This is a genomic window from Streptomyces sp. NPDC006743, assembly GCF_040703815.1.
In the GTDB taxonomy this organism is placed as follows: domain Bacteria; phylum Actinomycetota; class Actinomycetes; order Streptomycetales; family Streptomycetaceae; genus Streptomyces.
The window spans coordinates 240,135-256,357 of record NZ_JBEYJA010000001.1 but is presented as its reverse complement, the minus strand read 5'-3'; the positions used below and the strand labels follow the sequence as shown (position 1 = coordinate 256,357).

At 74.1% G+C, this 16,223-nt stretch carries 17 protein-coding genes and 1 pseudogene; 6 read left to right on the top strand and 12 right to left on the bottom strand.

Annotated elements, in window-relative coordinates; translation table 11 throughout:
* Nucleotides 1-155 precede the first annotated feature (155 nt).
* A complete protein-coding gene (locus tag ABZ719_RS01045) occupies nucleotides 156-875 on the top strand; it encodes a hypothetical protein (protein ID WP_366723138.1) in 720 nt (239 codons plus the stop codon).
* A 164-nt stretch (nucleotides 876-1,039) separates the two neighbouring features.
* Here the strand turns inward: ABZ719_RS01045 and ABZ719_RS01040 are convergent, their stop codons facing one another.
* Nucleotides 1,040-1,756: an SDR family oxidoreductase gene (locus ABZ719_RS01040; RefSeq protein ID WP_366723137.1), complete on the bottom strand. Its 717-nt coding sequence runs from the start codon at nucleotides 1,754-1,756 to the stop codon at nucleotides 1,040-1,042.
* Nucleotides 1,757-1,828: 72 nt separating this feature from the next.
* On the opposite strand from ABZ719_RS01040, the gene ABZ719_RS01035 reads away from it, so the two are divergent.
* Complete coding sequence (locus ABZ719_RS01035) at nucleotides 1,829-2,680, top strand: helix-turn-helix transcriptional regulator (protein WP_366723136.1); 852 nt, start codon at nucleotides 1,829-1,831, stop codon at nucleotides 2,678-2,680.
* Between the two features lie 576 nt (nucleotides 2,681-3,256).
* The gene (locus tag ABZ719_RS01030) at nucleotides 3,257-3,556 is read left to right on the top strand and encodes a hypothetical protein (protein WP_366723135.1); all 300 of its coding nucleotides are present in this window, start codon (nucleotides 3,257-3,259) and stop codon (nucleotides 3,554-3,556) included.
* 408 nt (nucleotides 3,557-3,964) lie between these two features.
* On the opposite strand, the gene ABZ719_RS01025 is transcribed toward ABZ719_RS01030, so the two are convergent.
* Nucleotides 3,965-4,540, bottom strand: coding sequence for a DinB family protein (locus ABZ719_RS01025; RefSeq protein WP_366723134.1), 576 nt, complete (start codon nucleotides 4,538-4,540; stop codon nucleotides 3,965-3,967).
* 230 nt (nucleotides 4,541-4,770) lie between these two features.
* The gene (locus tag ABZ719_RS01020) at nucleotides 4,771-5,118 is read right to left on the bottom strand and encodes an STAS domain-containing protein (RefSeq protein WP_366723133.1); all 348 of its coding nucleotides are present in this window, start codon (nucleotides 5,116-5,118) and stop codon (nucleotides 4,771-4,773) included.
* Nucleotides 5,119-5,943: 825 nt separating this feature from the next.
* On the opposite strand from ABZ719_RS01020, the gene ABZ719_RS01015 reads away from it, so the two are divergent.
* Nucleotides 5,944-6,480 carry an isochorismatase family cysteine hydrolase gene (locus ABZ719_RS01015; protein WP_366723132.1) on the top strand — a complete coding sequence of 179 codons (537 nt, stop codon included), beginning with the start codon at nucleotides 5,944-5,946 and terminating at the stop codon, nucleotides 6,478-6,480.
* A 218-nt stretch (nucleotides 6,481-6,698) separates the two neighbouring features.
* Here the strand turns inward: ABZ719_RS01015 and ABZ719_RS01010 are convergent, their stop codons facing one another.
* Nucleotides 6,699-6,872: a CsbD family protein gene (locus ABZ719_RS01010; RefSeq protein ID WP_366723131.1), complete on the bottom strand. Its 174-nt coding sequence runs from the start codon at nucleotides 6,870-6,872 to the stop codon at nucleotides 6,699-6,701.
* 137 nt (nucleotides 6,873-7,009) lie between these two features.
* Here ABZ719_RS01010 and ABZ719_RS01005 point away from each other — a divergent pair, with 137 nt between their 5' ends.
* A complete protein-coding gene (locus tag ABZ719_RS01005; RefSeq protein WP_027758556.1) occupies nucleotides 7,010-7,180 on the top strand; it encodes a hypothetical protein in 171 nt (56 codons plus the stop codon).
* A 325-nt stretch (nucleotides 7,181-7,505) separates the two neighbouring features.
* On the opposite strand, the gene lanL is transcribed toward ABZ719_RS01005, so the two are convergent.
* The 4 genes and pseudogenes from lanL to ABZ719_RS00985 form a co-directional block, all read right to left on the bottom strand.
* Entirely contained in the window at nucleotides 7,506-10,055 is a 2,550-nt protein-coding gene (gene lanL, locus ABZ719_RS01000; RefSeq protein ID WP_366723130.1) for a class IV lanthionine synthetase LanL, read from the bottom strand.
* A gap of 2 nt (nucleotides 10,056-10,057) precedes the next feature.
* On the bottom strand, nucleotides 10,058-10,240 hold the full coding sequence (locus tag ABZ719_RS00995; protein WP_037860365.1) for an SflA family class IV lanthipeptide: 183 nt from the start codon (nucleotides 10,238-10,240) through the stop codon (nucleotides 10,058-10,060).
* A gap of 802 nt (nucleotides 10,241-11,042) precedes the next feature.
* Nucleotides 11,043-11,570: pseudogene (locus ABZ719_RS00990) on the bottom strand (GNAT family N-acetyltransferase); the annotation flags it as partial.
* Nucleotides 11,571-11,873: 303 nt separating this feature from the next.
* The gene (locus tag ABZ719_RS00985; RefSeq protein ID WP_366723129.1) at nucleotides 11,874-12,158 is read right to left on the bottom strand and encodes a hypothetical protein; all 285 of its coding nucleotides are present in this window, start codon (nucleotides 12,156-12,158) and stop codon (nucleotides 11,874-11,876) included.
* Nucleotides 12,159-12,552: 394 nt separating this feature from the next.
* Here ABZ719_RS00985 and ABZ719_RS00980 point away from each other — a divergent pair, with 394 nt between their 5' ends.
* Complete coding sequence (locus ABZ719_RS00980) at nucleotides 12,553-13,332, top strand: SDR family oxidoreductase (RefSeq protein WP_366723128.1); 780 nt, start codon at nucleotides 12,553-12,555, stop codon at nucleotides 13,330-13,332.
* Nucleotides 13,333-13,524: 192 nt separating this feature from the next.
* Here ABZ719_RS00980 and ABZ719_RS00975 read toward each other — a convergent pair whose 3' ends face one another.
* The 4 genes from ABZ719_RS00975 to ABZ719_RS00960 form a co-directional block, all read right to left on the bottom strand.
* On the bottom strand, nucleotides 13,525-14,430 hold the full coding sequence (locus ABZ719_RS00975) for a LysR family transcriptional regulator (RefSeq protein ID WP_366723127.1): 906 nt from the start codon (nucleotides 14,428-14,430) through the stop codon (nucleotides 13,525-13,527).
* 139 nt (nucleotides 14,431-14,569) lie between these two features.
* Nucleotides 14,570-15,100, bottom strand: coding sequence for a hypothetical protein (locus ABZ719_RS00970; protein WP_366723126.1), 531 nt, complete (start codon nucleotides 15,098-15,100; stop codon nucleotides 14,570-14,572).
* A 342-nt stretch (nucleotides 15,101-15,442) separates the two neighbouring features.
* Nucleotides 15,443-15,799 carry a hypothetical protein gene (locus ABZ719_RS00965; protein ID WP_366723125.1) on the bottom strand — a complete coding sequence of 119 codons (357 nt, stop codon included), beginning with the start codon at nucleotides 15,797-15,799 and terminating at the stop codon, nucleotides 15,443-15,445.
* Nucleotides 15,800-15,834: 35 nt separating this feature from the next.
* Nucleotides 15,835-16,221, bottom strand: coding sequence for an SH3 domain-containing protein (locus ABZ719_RS00960; protein ID WP_366723124.1), 387 nt, complete (start codon nucleotides 16,219-16,221; stop codon nucleotides 15,835-15,837).
* Nucleotides 16,222-16,223: the final 2 nt, after the last annotated feature.

Sequence of the window (16,223 nt, the reverse complement as noted above, 5' to 3'; positions counted from 1 at the left end):
CCGTCGAAGCAGGTTCCGTACTCTTCCTGTTGTCGCCCCCCACCCTCCCCGGCCGGCCCGCGCCGCCGGGTGAGACGCGGCACGAACTCCTCCCTACTCCTGCTGCTCCTCTTTCCGTCTCCGCTTCCGTCCGCGTCTCGTCAGGAGCCACCTTCATGCCTACCGTGCCCGCGCGCCGTTCCGCTCTCGCCGCCGCCGCGCTCGTCAGTGCCCTCGGCGTCACCGCCGTCCTCCCGGCCGCCTCCGCCTCGGCCACGGGCCGGACCGCCCACGCCGCCGTCATCACCGACCCGGCCGCCCGCTACGCGGGCAAGGCCGTCTCCATCGGCCCGAACCTGGTCGCCGTCCTGCGCAACGACCCGAAGGCGGGCGGCCCGGAGGCCTGGATCCGCGCCGTGTCGGCGAACTGGAAGCCGGGCGACGCCTACATGTTCCGCGTCCTCGACGCACTGGACAGCGGCCACCGCACGGGCGAGCAGGGGAACCTGGCGCTGAGGCTGACCGGCGTGGGCGGCTCCGCCCCCGCGCTGCAGGTGCGAAGCGACAAGGGCACCAAGACCTTCCCGCTCCCCAAGGCCGGCACCCCCGACGCACGCGGCTGCACGATCGTCAAGGAGGCGTCCATCGGGGCGGGGTCCCTGGCCGTGCTCAGCAACGGCCCCGAGGGCCCGCGCGCCTTCTTCGAGGACGCCGACGACCACACCCGCTTCGGCGGCGTCGTCGACCGCGGTCACCCCGCCCTGCCCGAGAGCGCCGGCTTCCTTGCCCGCATCGACGGCGCCGGCGGCCCGGCGCCCAAGCTCGTCACCAACATGGAGGGCGGCGGCCACCCCGCCACCACGACGGCCTTCCCGGCCCCCGGCTGCCTGAAGTGACGCCGTAGCGGCGGAACTGCGACGGCACGGCGACGGCAGGGACGGACACACGGCGGCGCGCCCCGTGCGACGGCACGGTGGTGCGCCGCCGGGTCCGTCCCCCGCGGTGGGGCGCGACCGCGCCCTTCCCCCGTAGGGGTACGCGGCCGGGCTCGTCCCAGTGGTCACCAGGGCACGGGTGTTCCGTCCCAGGAGAAGAAGGCGCCGGTCGGGCCGTCGTCCGGCAGGAGCGCCAGACGCAGGGCACCCTGGGCGGCCTCCGCCGGATCCCCGCCGGGTGAGTCCGACCGGGAGTCGAGATCGGTGGCCCGCCGGCCCGGGGCGAGCGCGTTGACCTTGAAGCCCTCCCCGGCCAGGGTCTGCGCGTACAGGAGGGTGAGGGCGTTCAGAGCGGCCTTCGACGAACGGTAGGCGGCCGCGCCGCCGCTGCCCGGGACGAACTGGGGGTTCGGGCTCGTGCTCCAGGTCAGGGACCCGGTCCCGCTGGACACGTTGACGATCCGGGGGTGCGGCGAGCGGCGCAGGGCGGGCAGGAAGGCGTTGGTCACCGCCACGACCCCGAACACGTTGGCCTCGTACGTACGCCGGAACTCCTCCGGGCCTGCCTCGGTCGGCGGAGCGAGCGAGGGCAAGGTGCCCGCGTTGTTGACCAGTACGTCGAGGCGGTCGACCTGCCCGGTGGCCGCGGCGATGCCGTCCGGGTCCGTCACGTCGAGGACCAGCAGCCGCGTGGCGCCCCCGATCTCCTCGACGGCCCGCCGTCCGCGCCCGGCGTCGCGGGAGCCCACGTACACCGTGAAACCCTCCGCCACGAGCAGGCGGGCGATGTGTTTGCCGATGCCCTTGTTGGCACCCGTGACCAGTGCTGTGCGATCGTTCATGACAGCCACGGTCCCCCGGCGGTGTCCGCCGTGCCAGGGACAACCTGTACCAGGCGAGCGGGAGGAGCGGCGATGGCGCGGCAGGAACTGGCGCGTTTCCTGCGGGAGCGCCGCGCGGCCCTGCGCCCGCGCGAACTCGGCCTGCCCGCCGGGCTCCCGCGCCGCACGCCGGGCCTGCGCCGCGAGGAAGTGGCCGAGCTGGCCCACATGTCCGTCGACTACTACACCCGCCTCGAACAGGCCCGCGGGCCCCGTCCTTCGCCCCGCATCCTCGACGCGCTGGCCCGGGCCCTGCGCCTCACACCGGCCGAACGCAGCCACCTGTTCCGCCTGGCCGGCACGAGCGCGCCGCCGCCCGCCGCCGGCGCCGTCCGGCGCGTGCGCCCGCACGTGGCCCGGATGCTCCGGCGCCTGCCGGACACCGGCGCGGTCGTCACCGACGCGACCTACGGCGTCGTCGCCTGGAACCCGCTGGCCCAGGCCCTGCTGGGCGACCACCTGGCCACGGGCACAGTGAACCTGGCCCGCCGCCGGTTCCTCGGCGGCGGGGGAGCGGTGCGCGAAAGCTCCGGGACGGAGGAGTTCGGGCACATCGCGGTGGCGCGTCTGCGCCGGGCCGCCGACCGCTACCCGCACGATCCGCGGCTCGCCGCGCTGCTGGCCGAACTGCACGCGGGCAGCGAGGAGTTCCGCCGGCTCTGGGAGAGCCGCCCGGTGCACGCCCCGGGCCACCGCACCAAGACCATCGACCACCCGACGGCGGGCCGGCTCCGCCTGAACTGCGACGTCCTCCTCGTCCCCGAGGACGACCAGGAAGTCGTCCTGATCACCGCCGACCCGGGCTCCCCCTCGGCCCGCACGCTGAGCAGACTGACGGCCCAGGCCCAGCCGACCGCCGAGGTCCGGCCGACCGCGGAGGCATAGCCGAGGGTCGCAGCTCTTAGAGCTGCGAACAAAAGGGGCGCCCGGCTCGCGACGCCCGGCACGCACGCTCGCGGCGTTGCCGAAAGGTCCTGACAGCTCCGCTACAAGGACCTTCCGGCGCCTTGCGATCGCACGCACCGGACGCCGCGAGCTGATCGGACTCCCCTTTTGTTCGCAGCTCTTACTGCGGAGGCCTCGCCGAGGGCCAGGGCAGAGCCGACCGCCGGGGCACGACTGCCGGGCAGGCACAGCCGGTCGCCGCAGGACCGTGCGGGTCCCTGCTGGAGCACCGTGCGGGTGCTCCGGAGCACTCCTGCCCGCCCTGCGGGGCCCCTCCGGAGCACTCCTGCGGGTCCCTCTCGTACCCGCCCGGCGGGTCCCTCCGGAGCGCCCCCGGCGGGTCCCGTCCGGGCGCCCTCCCGGTCCCGTCCCGACACTGCCCGGGCCTCGCCCGGCACTCTGCGGGGCGTGCGGGAGGTTGACGTGAGCGTGACCATCACCCGGCCGGCCGCGTTGGACCACTCCCGCCGCCGACCCCGTCCGGCGGCCTGGTCACTCCGGAAGGAACCCCGCTTCATGAGCGCCCCCGTGCCCTTTCCGCGCCTCGTCGCCGCCGTCGGTGTCCTCGTCGCCCTCGCCGCCGTCGGGATCCTGGTGGCCGTGTTCGGCGGAGCCGGCGGCAGCGCCACCTCCGAATTCGAGCCGTCGCCCACCCTGACGCCCCGGGCCGTCCCGGGCCCGTCCTCCCACCCCACGAGCCGGCCCACGACGCCGACCCCGGTGGCGAGCTGCCTGCTCTACGACTTCGAGTGCCAGGCGGAAGGCGGCGAGGGCGGCCCGGTGCCGCGGCCGTCCACGCCGCCGGGCAGGGCGTGAGACCTCCGGCGGAACGGTCAGGTCTTGGCCCGCGCCGCGCCGGAACGGGCCAGGAGAGCGCGGTCAGGGCACCCTGTCACGTGGGTCAGATGGGCGCGGTCAGGGCCCCCGTCACGCGGGACGTCAGGAGAGCCCGGTCAGGGCACCGCGTCACGCGCGCCAGAAGGGCGCGGTCAGGGCACCCCGCCCCGCGCGCCCCTGCCGGTGACGGTCTTCGGGCATCCCGTCCGGGACCGTACGGGATGCCGGCGACCGCCCCCGTGCGCCCGTGCGATGAGTGCGGCTCCAGCGGTCGTCCGTTCCAGCGGCTCGGGGTCACCGCGGGCGCGGGTCCGTAGGAGGCCGACCGGCGGCAGCGGGCGAGAACCGGACGTGCAGCTCCCGCCGTACCGTCAACGCTGCGGTCGATCACTGGCCCACTCGGCCGTCGATCCGCTCGCGCAGCAGGTCGGCGTGGCCGCAGTGGCGTGCGTACTCGGCGATCTGCGCCACCAGGATCTCGCGGAGCGGCGCCTCCCCCGTCGGGGTGCCGAGGTCGGCGAAGCCGGCTATGAAGCGGTCGGTCTCCTTGCTCTCGGCCCGCCACCGCTGCCAGGCGTCCGCCACGACCGACGGCTCGGCGACCGCGCCGTTCCAGTCGCCGTCACGGTCTTCAACGGTGCGGTAGATCCTGGGCACGTCCTCGCCTGCCATCCGGCGGAAGTGCCGTTCGTCCTCGGCCATGTGCCGCACCAGCCCGAGCAGGGACATCGTGGACGGCGGTACGGAGCGCCGGGCCATCCGTTCGGCGTCCAGGCCCGCGCACTTCATCTCGATGGTCAGGCGGAAGTGGCGCAGACTGTCCAGCAGCGTGCCGCGTTCGCCGACCGGCCCGGCTGCGGTCTCGCGCGGGTCGTCGTCCGGGTCGACCCACATGTCGGGGTAGCGGGTGGAAGGAGTCCACCGAGTCACCGCTGCTTCGTCGTCCCGCGCACCTGAGTCCATGAGCGGATCCTGGTGCGCAACGATTCCTTTCCGCCAGTGGATTTCGGTGGCGGATCCTGAGACCCGGCGACCCCTGCGGCCCGGCGGATCCTGCGGCCCGGCGGGCCACCGAACCCGCTCGGCCCTGACCGGGCCGGTTCGGGTGGTGGTGCGGGGAGGGTGCCACCGCCCGCGTCGCTGCGGGGCGAGGCGGGGTTGTCAGGCCGCCTGGTACGGGATCGTGTCCTGGCTCACGGGCGTTGCCCGTGGGGCGGGGGCGGCGTGGACGCGGAGGCGCCGCTGAACACTTCGTAGGTGCCGGTCAGTTGGAGCAGGTGGGCGGGCTGGGGCTGGAGGCCGGTGACCGTGAGGCGGCCGCCCTTCGCCTGGAGGCGGCGGCGGAGCAGGACCAGCAGGTTCAGTCCGCTGGAGTCCATGAAGGACACTCCCGACAGGTCGAGGTGGAGCGTCTCGTTCTCCGTGGCGGCGATGAAGGCGGCCTGGGCCAGCTGTGGACAGGTCTGCAGGTCCACTTCCCCGCTCACGGCGATCGTGGTGCGGTCGGTGTGCTGCTGTGTGAGGACGGTGAAATCGTTCAAGGTCGCCCCTCGATTCCGTGGGGTCGGGCCCATCACACCCCCGGCGAAGCGGGGGCGTCAAGCACGCGGCATGGGGCCGCGTACAGCCGAGCGAGACAACCCGTACCGCGCCCCGACCACGGATGGTGACCTGCAAGGGCGGCGCGGGGCCCCTCACCAGACCAGGCTGGTTGTCCTTGCAGCCTGGCACACACGACCCCCCTCCCACCACCCCGCTCCGTATCCGACCGTGTGCGGAACGCCACTGTGCGCCCCTGCGGATGGAGGGCCGCGCCCGCGTTCCGCAGACGGCCGCAGGCCGCCCCGGCACGGGAGCGCACCCCGGATCCGTCCGCCGCGGCGGACGCGCCGCACGTGCGGACACGCGGCCCTCCCGCATCCGCTGCCAACGCCTCCTGCGTAACGTTCCACCTGCCGCGATGCCCCTTGCTCAGCTTGGTGCGGTGACGCCGGTGCCATCGAAGGCCCACGGCTGATGTCTTCGACGACGCCGCCCGGCACGGCCGTATCCCTGCGCCCCCGAGGACCTCGACCGCGCTCCGCGGCGCCCGCCGACGTCCTCGGTTCGCGGTACGGCCGCACGGCGGCGGGACGGCACCTCAAGTGCCTTCCCCCGTCTTGCCGGAAGCCGCGGCGCCCTGGCCGGGTGCGCCGTTGTGCGCTGACACGTCCAGGTGAACTCCCGCTGGCCGGTGCTCCCCGCCTCCGGACGCGGTTGCCCGCAGTCGCCGGCCCTGCGGCCGCCGGACGAGTGCATTGCGGACGGCGTCCAGGATCCCCCGCGTCGGGCGGCCGTCCACCGCACGCCGGTGCGAACCTGTACGCATGAGCAAGTCCGCACTGATCGTCATCGACATGATCAACACTTACGACCACAAGGACGCCGACCTGCTGCTCCCCTCGGCGCGTACCGTGGTGCCGGTCGTGGCCGGCCTGCTGCGACGGGCCCGCCGCGCGGACGTGCCCGTGATCTACGTCAACGACAACTTCGGCGAATGGCGCTCGCACCACGGCGAACTCCTGGAGCACGCCCTCGCCGGACCCCACGCCGACCTCGTCGAACCGCTGCGGCCCGACGATTCGTCGCTGTTCGTCCTCAAGGCCCGCCACTCGGTCTTCTACGACACCCCGCTGGCCTATCTGCTGCGCGAGCAGGGCGTGGACCGGCTGGTCCTGTGCGGGCAGGTGACGGAGCAGTGCGTGCTGTACTCGGCGCTGGACGCCCACATCCGCCACCTCGACGTGGTCGTCCCACGAGACGCGGTGGCGCACATCCACAGCGATCTCGCCGACGCCGCCCTGCGCATGATGGAGCGCAACATGGGCGCCCACGTGTGCGACAGCGCCGAGTTGTGGCCGTAGAGGGCGGCGGCGCAGCGCCGAGCCCGCCGGCGGCTCCGCGGCCCCGTGTCCGGCTCACTTCGAGCGCGCGCATTCCGAGCGCGCCGACGAAGTGACACCGGCACGGTCCGGCGGTGAAAGACCCGGTCGAGGCGTGGCGGAAACGGAGGCGCAGGAAAAGGGACCTCCCCTGCGAGGGTGAGGCCCCTTTTCCGATGGCGGGGTGAAGCGAAGGGACGTCAGTGCTTGAAGGCGTCCTTGGCCTTCTCCTTGGCCTCGCGGGCGTCGCCGGTGCTCTTCTCGGCCTGTCCCTGGGCGGCCATCCGGTCGTTGCCGAGGGCGCTGCCGACGGCTTCCTTGGCCTTGCCCTCGGCCTGCTCGGTCTTCGCCTTGGCCTTCTCACCGGCACTCATGATCTGAGCCTCCTCAGAGCGTCTGTTCGCTGTATCGGTGAGCGGCTTGTGCCCTGGCTCTTGCGTCACAAACAAAGGCGCGAGCGAGGAATGTACTCCGCAATGCAGGGCAGCCGGAGGTCAGGAGGTCGATAACCATGGTTCCCCTTTTGCTGGTCCTGCTTCTCGCTCTCATCCTTTTCGGCGCCGGCTTCGCCCTCAAGATTCTGTGGTGGGTGGCGCTGATCGTCCTGGTGGTGTGGCTGCTCGGGTTCGTCATGCGCTCCACCAACGCCGGGGGCGGCCGCGGTCGCTGGTACCGATGGTGACCTGACACGGCACACACTCCTCGCAGGGCCCGGCCGGGAACACGGCCGGGCCCTGCAGGCATGCACAGGAGGGTCAGGGGTCGCATCGGGCGAATGCGTCCCAAACGGGATCCGGGGTAGGCGCGTTGCAGCCGGGGGCGGGGACGGACCCGCGCGACAGGAACCCGCGCGGCCTCCAGGTCACGTCTCCGCCCCCGGCGTCGCCCGCTCGATGACGGGGCTGCCGTGGGCCGGGCCGCGGTCACCGGGAGGTGCCGGAGTGCGCGGACGCGGCGGCGACAGCACTCTCCCAGGCGGGGGGCACCGTGCTGCCGGTGACGAGGGGTCAGGTGAGGAGGCCGAGGCGGGGGCCTCCCCCGTCGCGCAGTCGTCTGAAGAAGGCCAGCACGCCCGCGGAGCCTCCGGCCCAGCCGGCGCTCGGCCCGGTGAGACCGGTGTCCGGGAACACGGGCCGGGACGGGGTGCCGCCGCTGCGGCTCAGGATGAGCAGGGCGACGGTCTCGGCCGCGTACCGGAACTCCTCGGCCCCGGACGCCTCCGCGATGTCCACCATCAGCTCGCCCGCTCCGGCCAGTCCGCAGCACTGTGTGACCAGGGGCATCCGCGGTGCCAGTGCGGCGCAGGCGCGCGCGGTCCGCGCGGCGAGGCCGAGATACCGGGGCTCGTCCAGGAGACCGGCCGCCCGGACGAGTACGGTCCCGATGCCCGCCAGACCCCGGCACCACGAGCCGTAGCGGCGCGTCGCCCCCGGCTCGGCCGCCGCCGCGATGAGGTCCGGTGTCACGGCGGCCAGGCGCGCGGCGGCCCGCGCGGAGCGGCTGATCGCGTCCCGGTCGCCGCTCGCGCGCCCGTGTTCCAGCAGGAAGCAGGCGACGCCCACCTCGCCGTGCGCGATGCCCTCGCGGAGCGCGGCGCTGCCGGCCGTGTCCGAACCGGCCGGGGTCAGCCGGGCGGTTCCCGATGCCAGCATCCGGTCGCAGCCGGCGGCGACGGCGAGGTGCCCGTCCGCGGCGCGCCGGTCACCGGAGCGGAGGGCGTGCCGGGCGAGCAGCAGCCGGCCGATGCCGATACCGGCGGCGCCCGCGATCAGGTCCGCCTCCGGCGGCCCGCCGTCCGGTGCGCGGTCCGGCAGGACGGGGACGGGGTGTCCGGACCGCGCGTCCGCGCCCGGCCCCGCATCCCACCCCGCCTCGGCGAGGAAGAGTTCCACGCCGGTGCGTCCCGTGTAGAAGCCCGGGGGGAGGTTCCTGGTCTGCTGGGCCGTCCACCGCGCCAACGCGGTGACGGCCGAGCGCACGTGAGGCCGGTGCGCATGGTGGAGGAGTTCCAGCCCGAGTCCGGAACTGCCGCCGTAGACGTCGATCGAGGTGGGGACGTTCAGCCGGGCGGCCCGTACCGGGTCCACGATCGCGTGCGCCTCACCGACGCAGAACGCGGTCGTGTGCTCGATGATCTCGTCCAGCAGGCCGCTGTCGATCCGGGGCCGCGCGGGCCGGCGTGCGCGCCCGGCCGTGCCGGTGCGCAGGCGGTCGGCTGCCGCGGTCCGTACGGCCGGGTCGAAGCTCAGGAGGCCGGTGATCGACGACCGGATCCGCCGGTGCGCGCGCCCGGGCAGCGCCCAGGCCAGGCAGGCCAGGGTCCGGTCCCGGTTGACCCCGTGGTCGGCGTCGACGATCACCGGGTCCATGCCGGTGGCGGCGAAGAAGAGGGTCGCCCCGAGGGCGTAGAGGTCGTCGGCGGGGGCGGCCGGTCCGGTCGCGCGCAGAACCGGCGCGCTGTATCCGGGGCTCTCGCCTCCCGGCCCGGTGCCGTCCCGCTCGCTGATCCCGAAGTCGATCACATGGCAGTGGCCGGGGCCGGAGGCGTCGAGCACGACGTTGTCGGGCTTGAGATCACGGACGACCACGTTCCGGTCGTGGACGGCGTCCAGGACGCGCAGGAGCCGGGAGCCGAGGGCGGACAGGGTGCGCCCCGGCCGGGTGCCGTCGTCCCGGTAGGGGCCGTCGCGCAGGACCTCCCGGCGCAGGTCCCGGTCGCCGCAGCTGCTCATCACGAGGTATTCGTCGCACTGGTGAGCGAAGTAGTCCAGTGCGCGGGGCACGCCCGGGACGCCGTCGAGCGCGGTGAGGACCGCGCGTTCGTTGCGCAGCCGGTGGCGGGCGTCCGTACCGGACTCGTCCTCGCCCACGAAGGCCCTCGCCTGTTTGATCACCACCGGCCGCCCCGAAGTGCGGTCGACCGCGCGGTAGACGTTGCCCCGGGGTGAGCGCCTGATGCCCGCGGTGACCGTGTAGCGTCCGCCGCCGAGGCCGGGCACGGACGGCTCGTCACCGTGTCCGGAGCCGGGCGCGAAGGGGTCCTCGGCCCAGGGCGGGCACCGGTAGCGGCCGGTGGCCAGGCCGTCGAAGATCCGGCCGTCCGGCCCGGTCATGACGGATTCCAGCCGCCCGCTCCGGCCGGTCCGGTAGTCGCCCGTGAAGGGGCCGTAGCGGTAGTAGACCGGGGCCCCCGGGTCGACCCGGCGGTCGCTGACGACCGGTGGGCCCTCCCGGTCACGCAGTACGGCGACGAGTTCCCGGGCGATCTCGACCACGGTGCCGGCCAGGGGGTAGACGGTGATCGCCTTGCCGACGGCCGCGGGGCTCACCACCCCGGAGTTGAGGCGGCGCAGCGTCTGCGGGTCACGGGCGAACTTCGCGTGGCAGACGTGCCGGGACAGCACCGGCAGGACGAGCCCGGTCACCGCGCCGAGGTCGCCGGGCCGCGCCGAGACGTGCAGTTTCCAGCCGTGTTCCATCGCCGGCATCCGCGGGTCGTTCAGGTACGACCACGTGTCGTCGGACCAGCCGCTGCGGCCGGCGATGGAAACGGCCACCGCTACGAGTTCAGGTCACACGCGAAGCGGGTGGTGGCGGTCACCCACGGGTCGGAGAGGCACGCGGTGGGCTCGCGGTCGCCGCGGTCGTCGTCCTCGAACTCGATCGCCTCGTCGTCGACCTCCAGCGGACCCGCGTCGCGGAATCCGTCGGTCTCCAGAAGTTCCGGCACGGCTACGGGCATGGGACGCCTCCATGGTCTGTCGTGCGCTGAGGAGCGGACAATTGCCGTCGCGGGCCGGTGGCCCAGCCGGGCCAAGGACTCGCTGCACAAAGGTAAGGAGGGCCGAACTCGCTGACAAGGGGTCAGGTCGCACCGCTCCCCGAGATGCCCGGCGGCCGTGCCGCCCTCGCCCCGGGGCGCCTCGCGGGCGGATCACGGGTGGGCGCGGACGCGGGAGGCGGAAGCGGAACAGCCGGGGAGTCCGGACGAGGGGCGCCGGCCCGGCCGCCGTCGCCGGCGGCCGGGCACCGAGCGGCGCGGTCGCGGACGGCCGCGCCGCCGCGGTGACGACCGGGAGATCACACGGTGGCGCGCTGCCTGCGCCGCCGGGTGAGGTACGTGCCCGTCGCGCCGGCCCGCGGGCGCCGCCCAGGTGGGCGCGGCCCCGCCGAGTACGGTCAGTGCGGCGGCACCGGCCAATGCCCCTGCCCTGCGCACAGTTGATCGTCTGCCCCTGCCGGTCATGCTCTCCACTTCTTGGGACGCGATGATGGTGCCTCGTCACGGCCAGGAGGTTCCGGCAGGTGGGCGGCGCTCCGGGGGAGTCACGGTGGCGCGGGGGTGAACACCCGGTCAGAGAAGAAATGGCGAATTTTGGCCGGGTGTCGACCGATCGAGTGCGTTACGTGTGCGCCCGGGTTCAGCTGAGCGGGGCCCGGCCGTTCCGGTCGGCCCCGTCCCGTACGCCGGGCAGGGCGCCCGAAGCGGCCGGACCGCACGGGCCGCCCGAGGGGGCGGACGCTCGACCGGACTGCGCCGGGCAGGAGCGCACCCCCATCCACTGTTCGGCGCCCCATTCCCGGAACCGCCGCACCTCGGCGAACCCCAGCTTCGCCGCGAGCCGCATCGAGCGGTCGTTGGCGGTCTGGGTGCAGAGCACCACCGGCTCGCCGGGACACACCCCGGCGAACCAGCCCAGTGCCGCCGCGCACGCCTCGGCGGCGTAACCGCGCCCCCACGCCCGGGGCAGGAACAGGTAGCCGATCTCCGCCTCCCCGGCGCCCGGCGGGACCTGGCCGCCAGGCTCAGCGTCACGGCGGTTGAACTCGACGGTGCCGATCATCGCTCCGTCCAGCTCGGCCACGAAAAGACCGGAGCGCGCGCCGGGCACCGCCGGCAGCGTGTCCTCGAGCGCGTCACGCGACCGGGGGCCACCGAGATAGGTGTGCACCTCCGGTGAGGCGAGCAGCTCGACGAACGTCGCACGGTCCCGGGCCTCGGACTCGCGGAGCACCAGCCGCTCGGTCCTGATCGGGGCAGGCGGCCAGGCGAGGGGTCCGAGTCCGGTCATGCCCGGCAACCTATCGCACGCTCGCCTCTCGTGGTCCCCGGTGTTCCCGGCCGCTCCCTCAGCCCTTCTGTCCTGCCTTCATCCCTGTTTTCAGCCCGGTCCACAGCGCTCCGGCGCGGTCCGAAACCCGTCGAGCCCCTCCGCTCTCCAGCGCCCCCGGCCGGGCAGCTGGTCGGCCCGGCGCCGGGCCGAGAACATGGTGGCGGACGCGGTCGAACGCATCCTCGTCGAGAGCTGATCAAGGGGTCCGGGGCCGTCTGTCCCGTCCTGCCTCGCGTGGCCCACCGGGCGGACCCGTGCCGCTCAGTCCTCTTCCATCGCCGTGTCGCAGTCCCCGCAGACCCGGTCCGCGTACCGGGGGCCGCACCAGGGGGCGCCGGGGTGCTCGGAGGGCGCCCACGGGGCCGCCTCCATGGCGAAGGTGTCCTTGCCGCAGAAGGTCCGCGGCCCGGGGGTGGCGGCGGTGCCGGGAGCCGCGGGCGCGGCGTGCACCCGGCGGACCGGCGCCTCGTCCGTACGGGCACCGCCGCCGACAGCGCCCGCGGTCATCGACCTGTCCAGCTCGTACACCACGACGATCCCACTCATGGCCCGACAGTACGGCCTGCCGGCCGCCGGACGGCGGAAGCGGCCTCCGCCCCGCTCGTGGCGGCGCGGTCGCGGGGACGGGCGGGGCGGCAGCGGCGCTGGGGGTGCCCGCCCGCCCCCGACCGCCGGGCGGGCACCGCGGGTGTCGCCCACAGACCACCGGGTGCGGCCCCGCCGCCGGGCGCGCCCCGATCCGGCTGATGCCATAGGAATCCCCTATAGGGCCTCATGGAATTTCGTCTTTGCCTCTCCTTCTTTTCCGGCCGTACCGTGAAACGAACCCGACGGGGTGCATGGCCGCCGCGATTCCTTCAGTGGATCCGCGCACCGTGCGCCGGGCGCGACCGCCTCTTTTCCGTCGGGCGATGAACTCACGAACGAGAAGGAATCTGGAATGACCTCGTACGAGAACGGCTCGGTGACGCGGGAACTCGCGGGAAAGCGGGCGCTGGTCACCGGTGGCACGCGCGGAATCGGAGCGGCCGTCGTGCGCCGGCTCCTGGACGCGGGCGCCCAGGTGCTCACCACCGCACGCTCGGCGACGGGCACGGCGCCGCAGGGCGCCGCCTTCGTGCAGGCCGACGTGAGCACCCGGGCCGGCGCCGAGGCGCTCGCGTCGGCCGCGGGGGAGGTGCTCGGCGGGGTGGTGGACATCGTGGTCCACAACGCGGGCGGGGCACGCCCTCACGAAGGCGTCCTCGCCATCGCCGACGAGGACTGGCAGGACGCGCTGGACCTGAACTTCCTGGCGGCGGTGCGGCTGGACTCACTGCTGGTGCCCGGCATGCGGGAACGGCGGTCGGGCAGCATCGTGCACGTCTCGTCGGCCGCCGTCCTCACCCCCGTAGGACCGTTCCTGCACTACACCGCGGCGAAGGCGGCGCTGGAGAACTACAGCCGGGGGCTGGCCCAGGAACTGGCTCCGTCCGGGATCCGGGTCAACACCGTGACGCCCGGCAGGGTCGCCACCCCCGGCGGGGAGGCGACGCGGGAGCAGTGGGCGCGGCTGAACGCGGCGCCGGGCCAGGTCAACGCGGCCGACACCCCGCCGTTGGGGCGCGACGGCCGGCCCGACGACATCGCCCACGCGGTGGCGTTCCTCGTGTCCGACCGGGCGAGCTGGCTGACCGGAACCAGTCTCGTGGTGGACGGCGGCGAATTCTCCCGGGGGTGACACCGGCCGACGGAACCGGGTGCGGGGAATTCTGTAGCGGTGATTTCGGTGGGGGAATCCGGATACGGAAGATTCTGGTACGGGAATCCGGATACGGAAGAATCCGGTGCGGGAAACGGGAATTCCGGCCGGAATCAGGGTGCGGCGGTGTTCCGGTGCGGCGAAATCCCGGGCATCGGTTCCTGCCGGCCGTCAGGACACCGGTGAGGGAGCGGCGGAGGAGACGGACCCTGACCAGTTCTCCTCGCGCAGCAGGTCGAGCAGGGCCGTCTCCGCCGGCCCCGGGTTGTGGCGGAGCACGGCGATGACGGGCTGCGACACGGCCGGGGAGACCGGGCGGGCGAAGTGCTCGTGACCGTGCGGCACGGCGGAGGCCGGGACGAGCGTCACGCCCAGCCCGTTCGCCGCCCAGCGCACGGCCGTCGCCGTCTGGGACACGCGGGCGGCCGTGGCCGGGGCCGGACCGCTGTCCCGCAGCACGTTCGTGAGGACGCCGTCGAGCGCGCTGGCGCGGTCGAACCTCACCCACGCCTCCCCTCGCAGCTCGCTCAGCTCGACCCGGTCCGCGGCGAGCCGGGGGTGCCCGGCGCCCAGCACCACGACGAAGTCCTCGTCGCCGAGGTGGTGGGCGTCGGCGGGGCTCCGCTCGCACGCCGCCATCAGGGCGAGGTCCACCACACCCCGGCGGCACAGCCGGTCCAGCTCGGCGGAGCTGGGCTCCTCGAAGACGGTGACCTCCAGCCGGGGGTAGCGGCGGCGCAGCGCGCTGAGCGCGCGCGGCAACTGCCGTGCGCCGAAGCCCATCTGCACCACGACCACCAGCTCGCCCACCAGTTCGTCGGCGCCGGCCCGCGCGGTCGCCCTGGCCCGCCGTGACGCGCTCACCGCGACCTGGGCCTCGCGCAGGAACGCGCGGCCGACCACGGTGGGCACCAGCCCGGTCGGCGTGCGGGCGAACAGCTCCACGCCGAGGTCCCGCTCCAGGCCGCGGATCTGCTGGGACACCGAGGGCTGAGCGACGTGCAGCAGTTCCGCCGCGGCCGTCACCGAGCCCGCCTCGGCCACGGCCAGGGCGTACTCGAACTGGCGAAGGCTCATCGGTCCCCTTCTCCTTCCCGCGCTGGAGCGAGCGTCGCTCCGTCACCGCTGTGGGCAACCCGGTCCGGCCGGCGCGGATTCCCGCGGGGACCGGGACCGCTGCGCCCCGGCCGGCAGCGGCGGCGGGCGGCGGGCCGCGTCACCGGCCCAGCCACTCCCGCAGCAGCTTCTCCCGCTCCGCCGTCCGGGGCGTGCCGTTCGCCCGGGTGCGGCCCCACTGCGACATCGCCGCCAGCGTCGTGGACATCGTCGCGGCGCCCTCGGTGAGGCGGGACAGGAGGGCGCGGGAGAGGTCCGTCTCGGTCGCGGAGTAGCCGACGGCCGCGGCCGCGTAGGCGCCCAGTTCGTGCTCCCCGCCGGACGACTGCACCCGTACCGTCATCATCGGGGGCGCCTCGTCCGTGCGGCCCGGGCCCGCGGACAGGGCCAGGGTCATCACCGTGTCCACGGCCAGGTCCTTGACCACGCCGACCCGCCGCAGCAGGGACTTCACGGGGACGTCCACGACCGTCAGGGCCCGCACGTCCTCCCACAGGTGCAGGCCCGCCTGCCCGTCGCCCAGCGCGACCACGCCGTCGGGGGTCAGACGCACCCCGGGAGCCAGACCGGACGGCTTCGCGCCCACGTACACGTCGCCCTCGGCGATCCAGAACAGGCCCACCATGGCCATGGCTTGCTCACTTCCCCCGACGCCGGCAGTGCCGCCGCGTCACCCAGCACGGAACAGGTCGCCCTCCGCAACGCGCGCAGGGGCCGGGAAGACACCGCTTCCCGGCCGCAAACACGCTACCCGAACGACGAGGGGGATGTCTCTCCGGGCCGCCCCGGGCCGCCCCAGGCCGCCTCGGACTGTCTTCGGGCGGTCTTCAGGCGGTCTTCGGACCTGCCGTACCACCCGCCGTACCACCCGCAGGGCCGACTCCGGGCTGCCCGCCGGACCACCCGCCGGCCACCTCTCCGGGCGCCCGGCGGGCCGCCGTTCACCGAGTGCGGGCGGTCACCGCCGAAGCGGTCAGCAGGGGATCACCGGGTCGGTCTCCGAGCTGATGGAGGTGTCCTTCATGAAACCCCAGACGCCGTTGTCGGCCTTGGTCAGCAGCCAGCGGTAGGGGTGCGGTCCGCCGACGTACGCGCCGTTGTCCACGCGGCAGCTGAACCAGCTGTACGTCGTGTACATGCGACCGACGATCGGGCCCGGGTTGTCGAAGCCGTTGTAGACGGCGGCACCGTAGACGTTGTGGCAGTAGTAGGCGGGTCCGTTGGCGACGCAGGCGTCGGCGGCCGAGGCCGTGGGGGCGGACACGCCGACGAACGCCAGCGCGGCGCCGACGGCGACGGCGGCAGCGGCCCTGCGTGAGGGGTTGCGCACGGTTTTCTCCTTCGGGTGGGCGGGACGCGGTCCGGTCAGCAGCGGGCGGATACGGGCAGGTTGGCGTACTCGTCGCCCTTGAAGTAGACGGCGCTGCTGTAGCCGTCGGCGAAGCCGATCCAGATGTCGTTGGTGATCCCGTGGTCGGTCACCGTGTCGCCGCGCGTCCAGCAGTAGGCCGTGTACGTCCTGCCCGCGGTGAGCGTGGCCAGGTAGGCGCCGTCCTTCCTGGGGAGTTTGCGAACGTTGACGTTCTCGTACGGTACGACGGCGTAGCCGGCCGCGACGGCCGCGGGCAGTGCGGCGGCCGGATGCCCTGCCGGGGTCAGCGGCTGGGCGTGACCGACACCGCCGGTGGCGGCGAGCAGTCCGACGGCGGCCGAGAGGCCGGCGAGTCCTGTGCGTACAGCGTGCTTGGCCATGG

Excerpts from the sequence above, each read along its gene's own strand:
- ABZ719_RS00975 (WP_366723127.1), bottom strand. The coding sequence starts at position 14,430 with ATGAGCCTTCGCCAGTTCGAGTACGCCCTGGCCGTGGCCGAGGCGGGC.
- ABZ719_RS01015 (WP_366723132.1), top strand. The coding sequence starts at position 5,944 with ATGAGCAAGTCCGCACTGATCGTCATCGACATGATCAACACTTACGAC.
- ABZ719_RS01025 (WP_366723134.1), bottom strand. The coding sequence starts at position 4,540 with ATGGACTCAGGTGCGCGGGACGACGAAGCAGCGGTGACTCGGTGGACT.
- ABZ719_RS00960 (WP_366723124.1), bottom strand. The coding sequence starts at position 16,221 with ATGGCCAAGCACGCTGTACGCACAGGACTCGCCGGCCTCTCGGCCGCC.
- ABZ719_RS00970 (WP_366723126.1), bottom strand. The coding sequence starts at position 15,100 with ATGGCCATGGTGGGCCTGTTCTGGATCGCCGAGGGCGACGTGTACGTG.
- ABZ719_RS00980 (WP_366723128.1), top strand. The coding sequence starts at position 12,553 with ATGACCTCGTACGAGAACGGCTCGGTGACGCGGGAACTCGCGGGAAAG.
- ABZ719_RS00985 (WP_366723129.1), bottom strand. The coding sequence starts at position 12,158 with ATGAGTGGGATCGTCGTGGTGTACGAGCTGGACAGGTCGATGACCGCG.
- ABZ719_RS00995 (WP_037860365.1), bottom strand. The coding sequence starts at position 10,240 with ATGCCCGTAGCCGTGCCGGAACTTCTGGAGACCGACGGATTCCGCGAC.
- ABZ719_RS01005 (WP_027758556.1), top strand. The coding sequence starts at position 7,010 with ATGGTTCCCCTTTTGCTGGTCCTGCTTCTCGCTCTCATCCTTTTCGGC.
- ABZ719_RS01035 (WP_366723136.1), top strand. The coding sequence starts at position 1,829 with ATGGCGCGGCAGGAACTGGCGCGTTTCCTGCGGGAGCGCCGCGCGGCC.
- ABZ719_RS01030 (WP_366723135.1), top strand. The coding sequence starts at position 3,257 with ATGAGCGCCCCCGTGCCCTTTCCGCGCCTCGTCGCCGCCGTCGGTGTC.
- ABZ719_RS01010 (WP_366723131.1), bottom strand. The coding sequence starts at position 6,872 with ATGAGTGCCGGTGAGAAGGCCAAGGCGAAGACCGAGCAGGCCGAGGGC.
- ABZ719_RS01045 (WP_366723138.1), top strand. The coding sequence starts at position 156 with ATGCCTACCGTGCCCGCGCGCCGTTCCGCTCTCGCCGCCGCCGCGCTC.
- ABZ719_RS01040 (WP_366723137.1), bottom strand. The coding sequence starts at position 1,756 with ATGAACGATCGCACAGCACTGGTCACGGGTGCCAACAAGGGCATCGGC.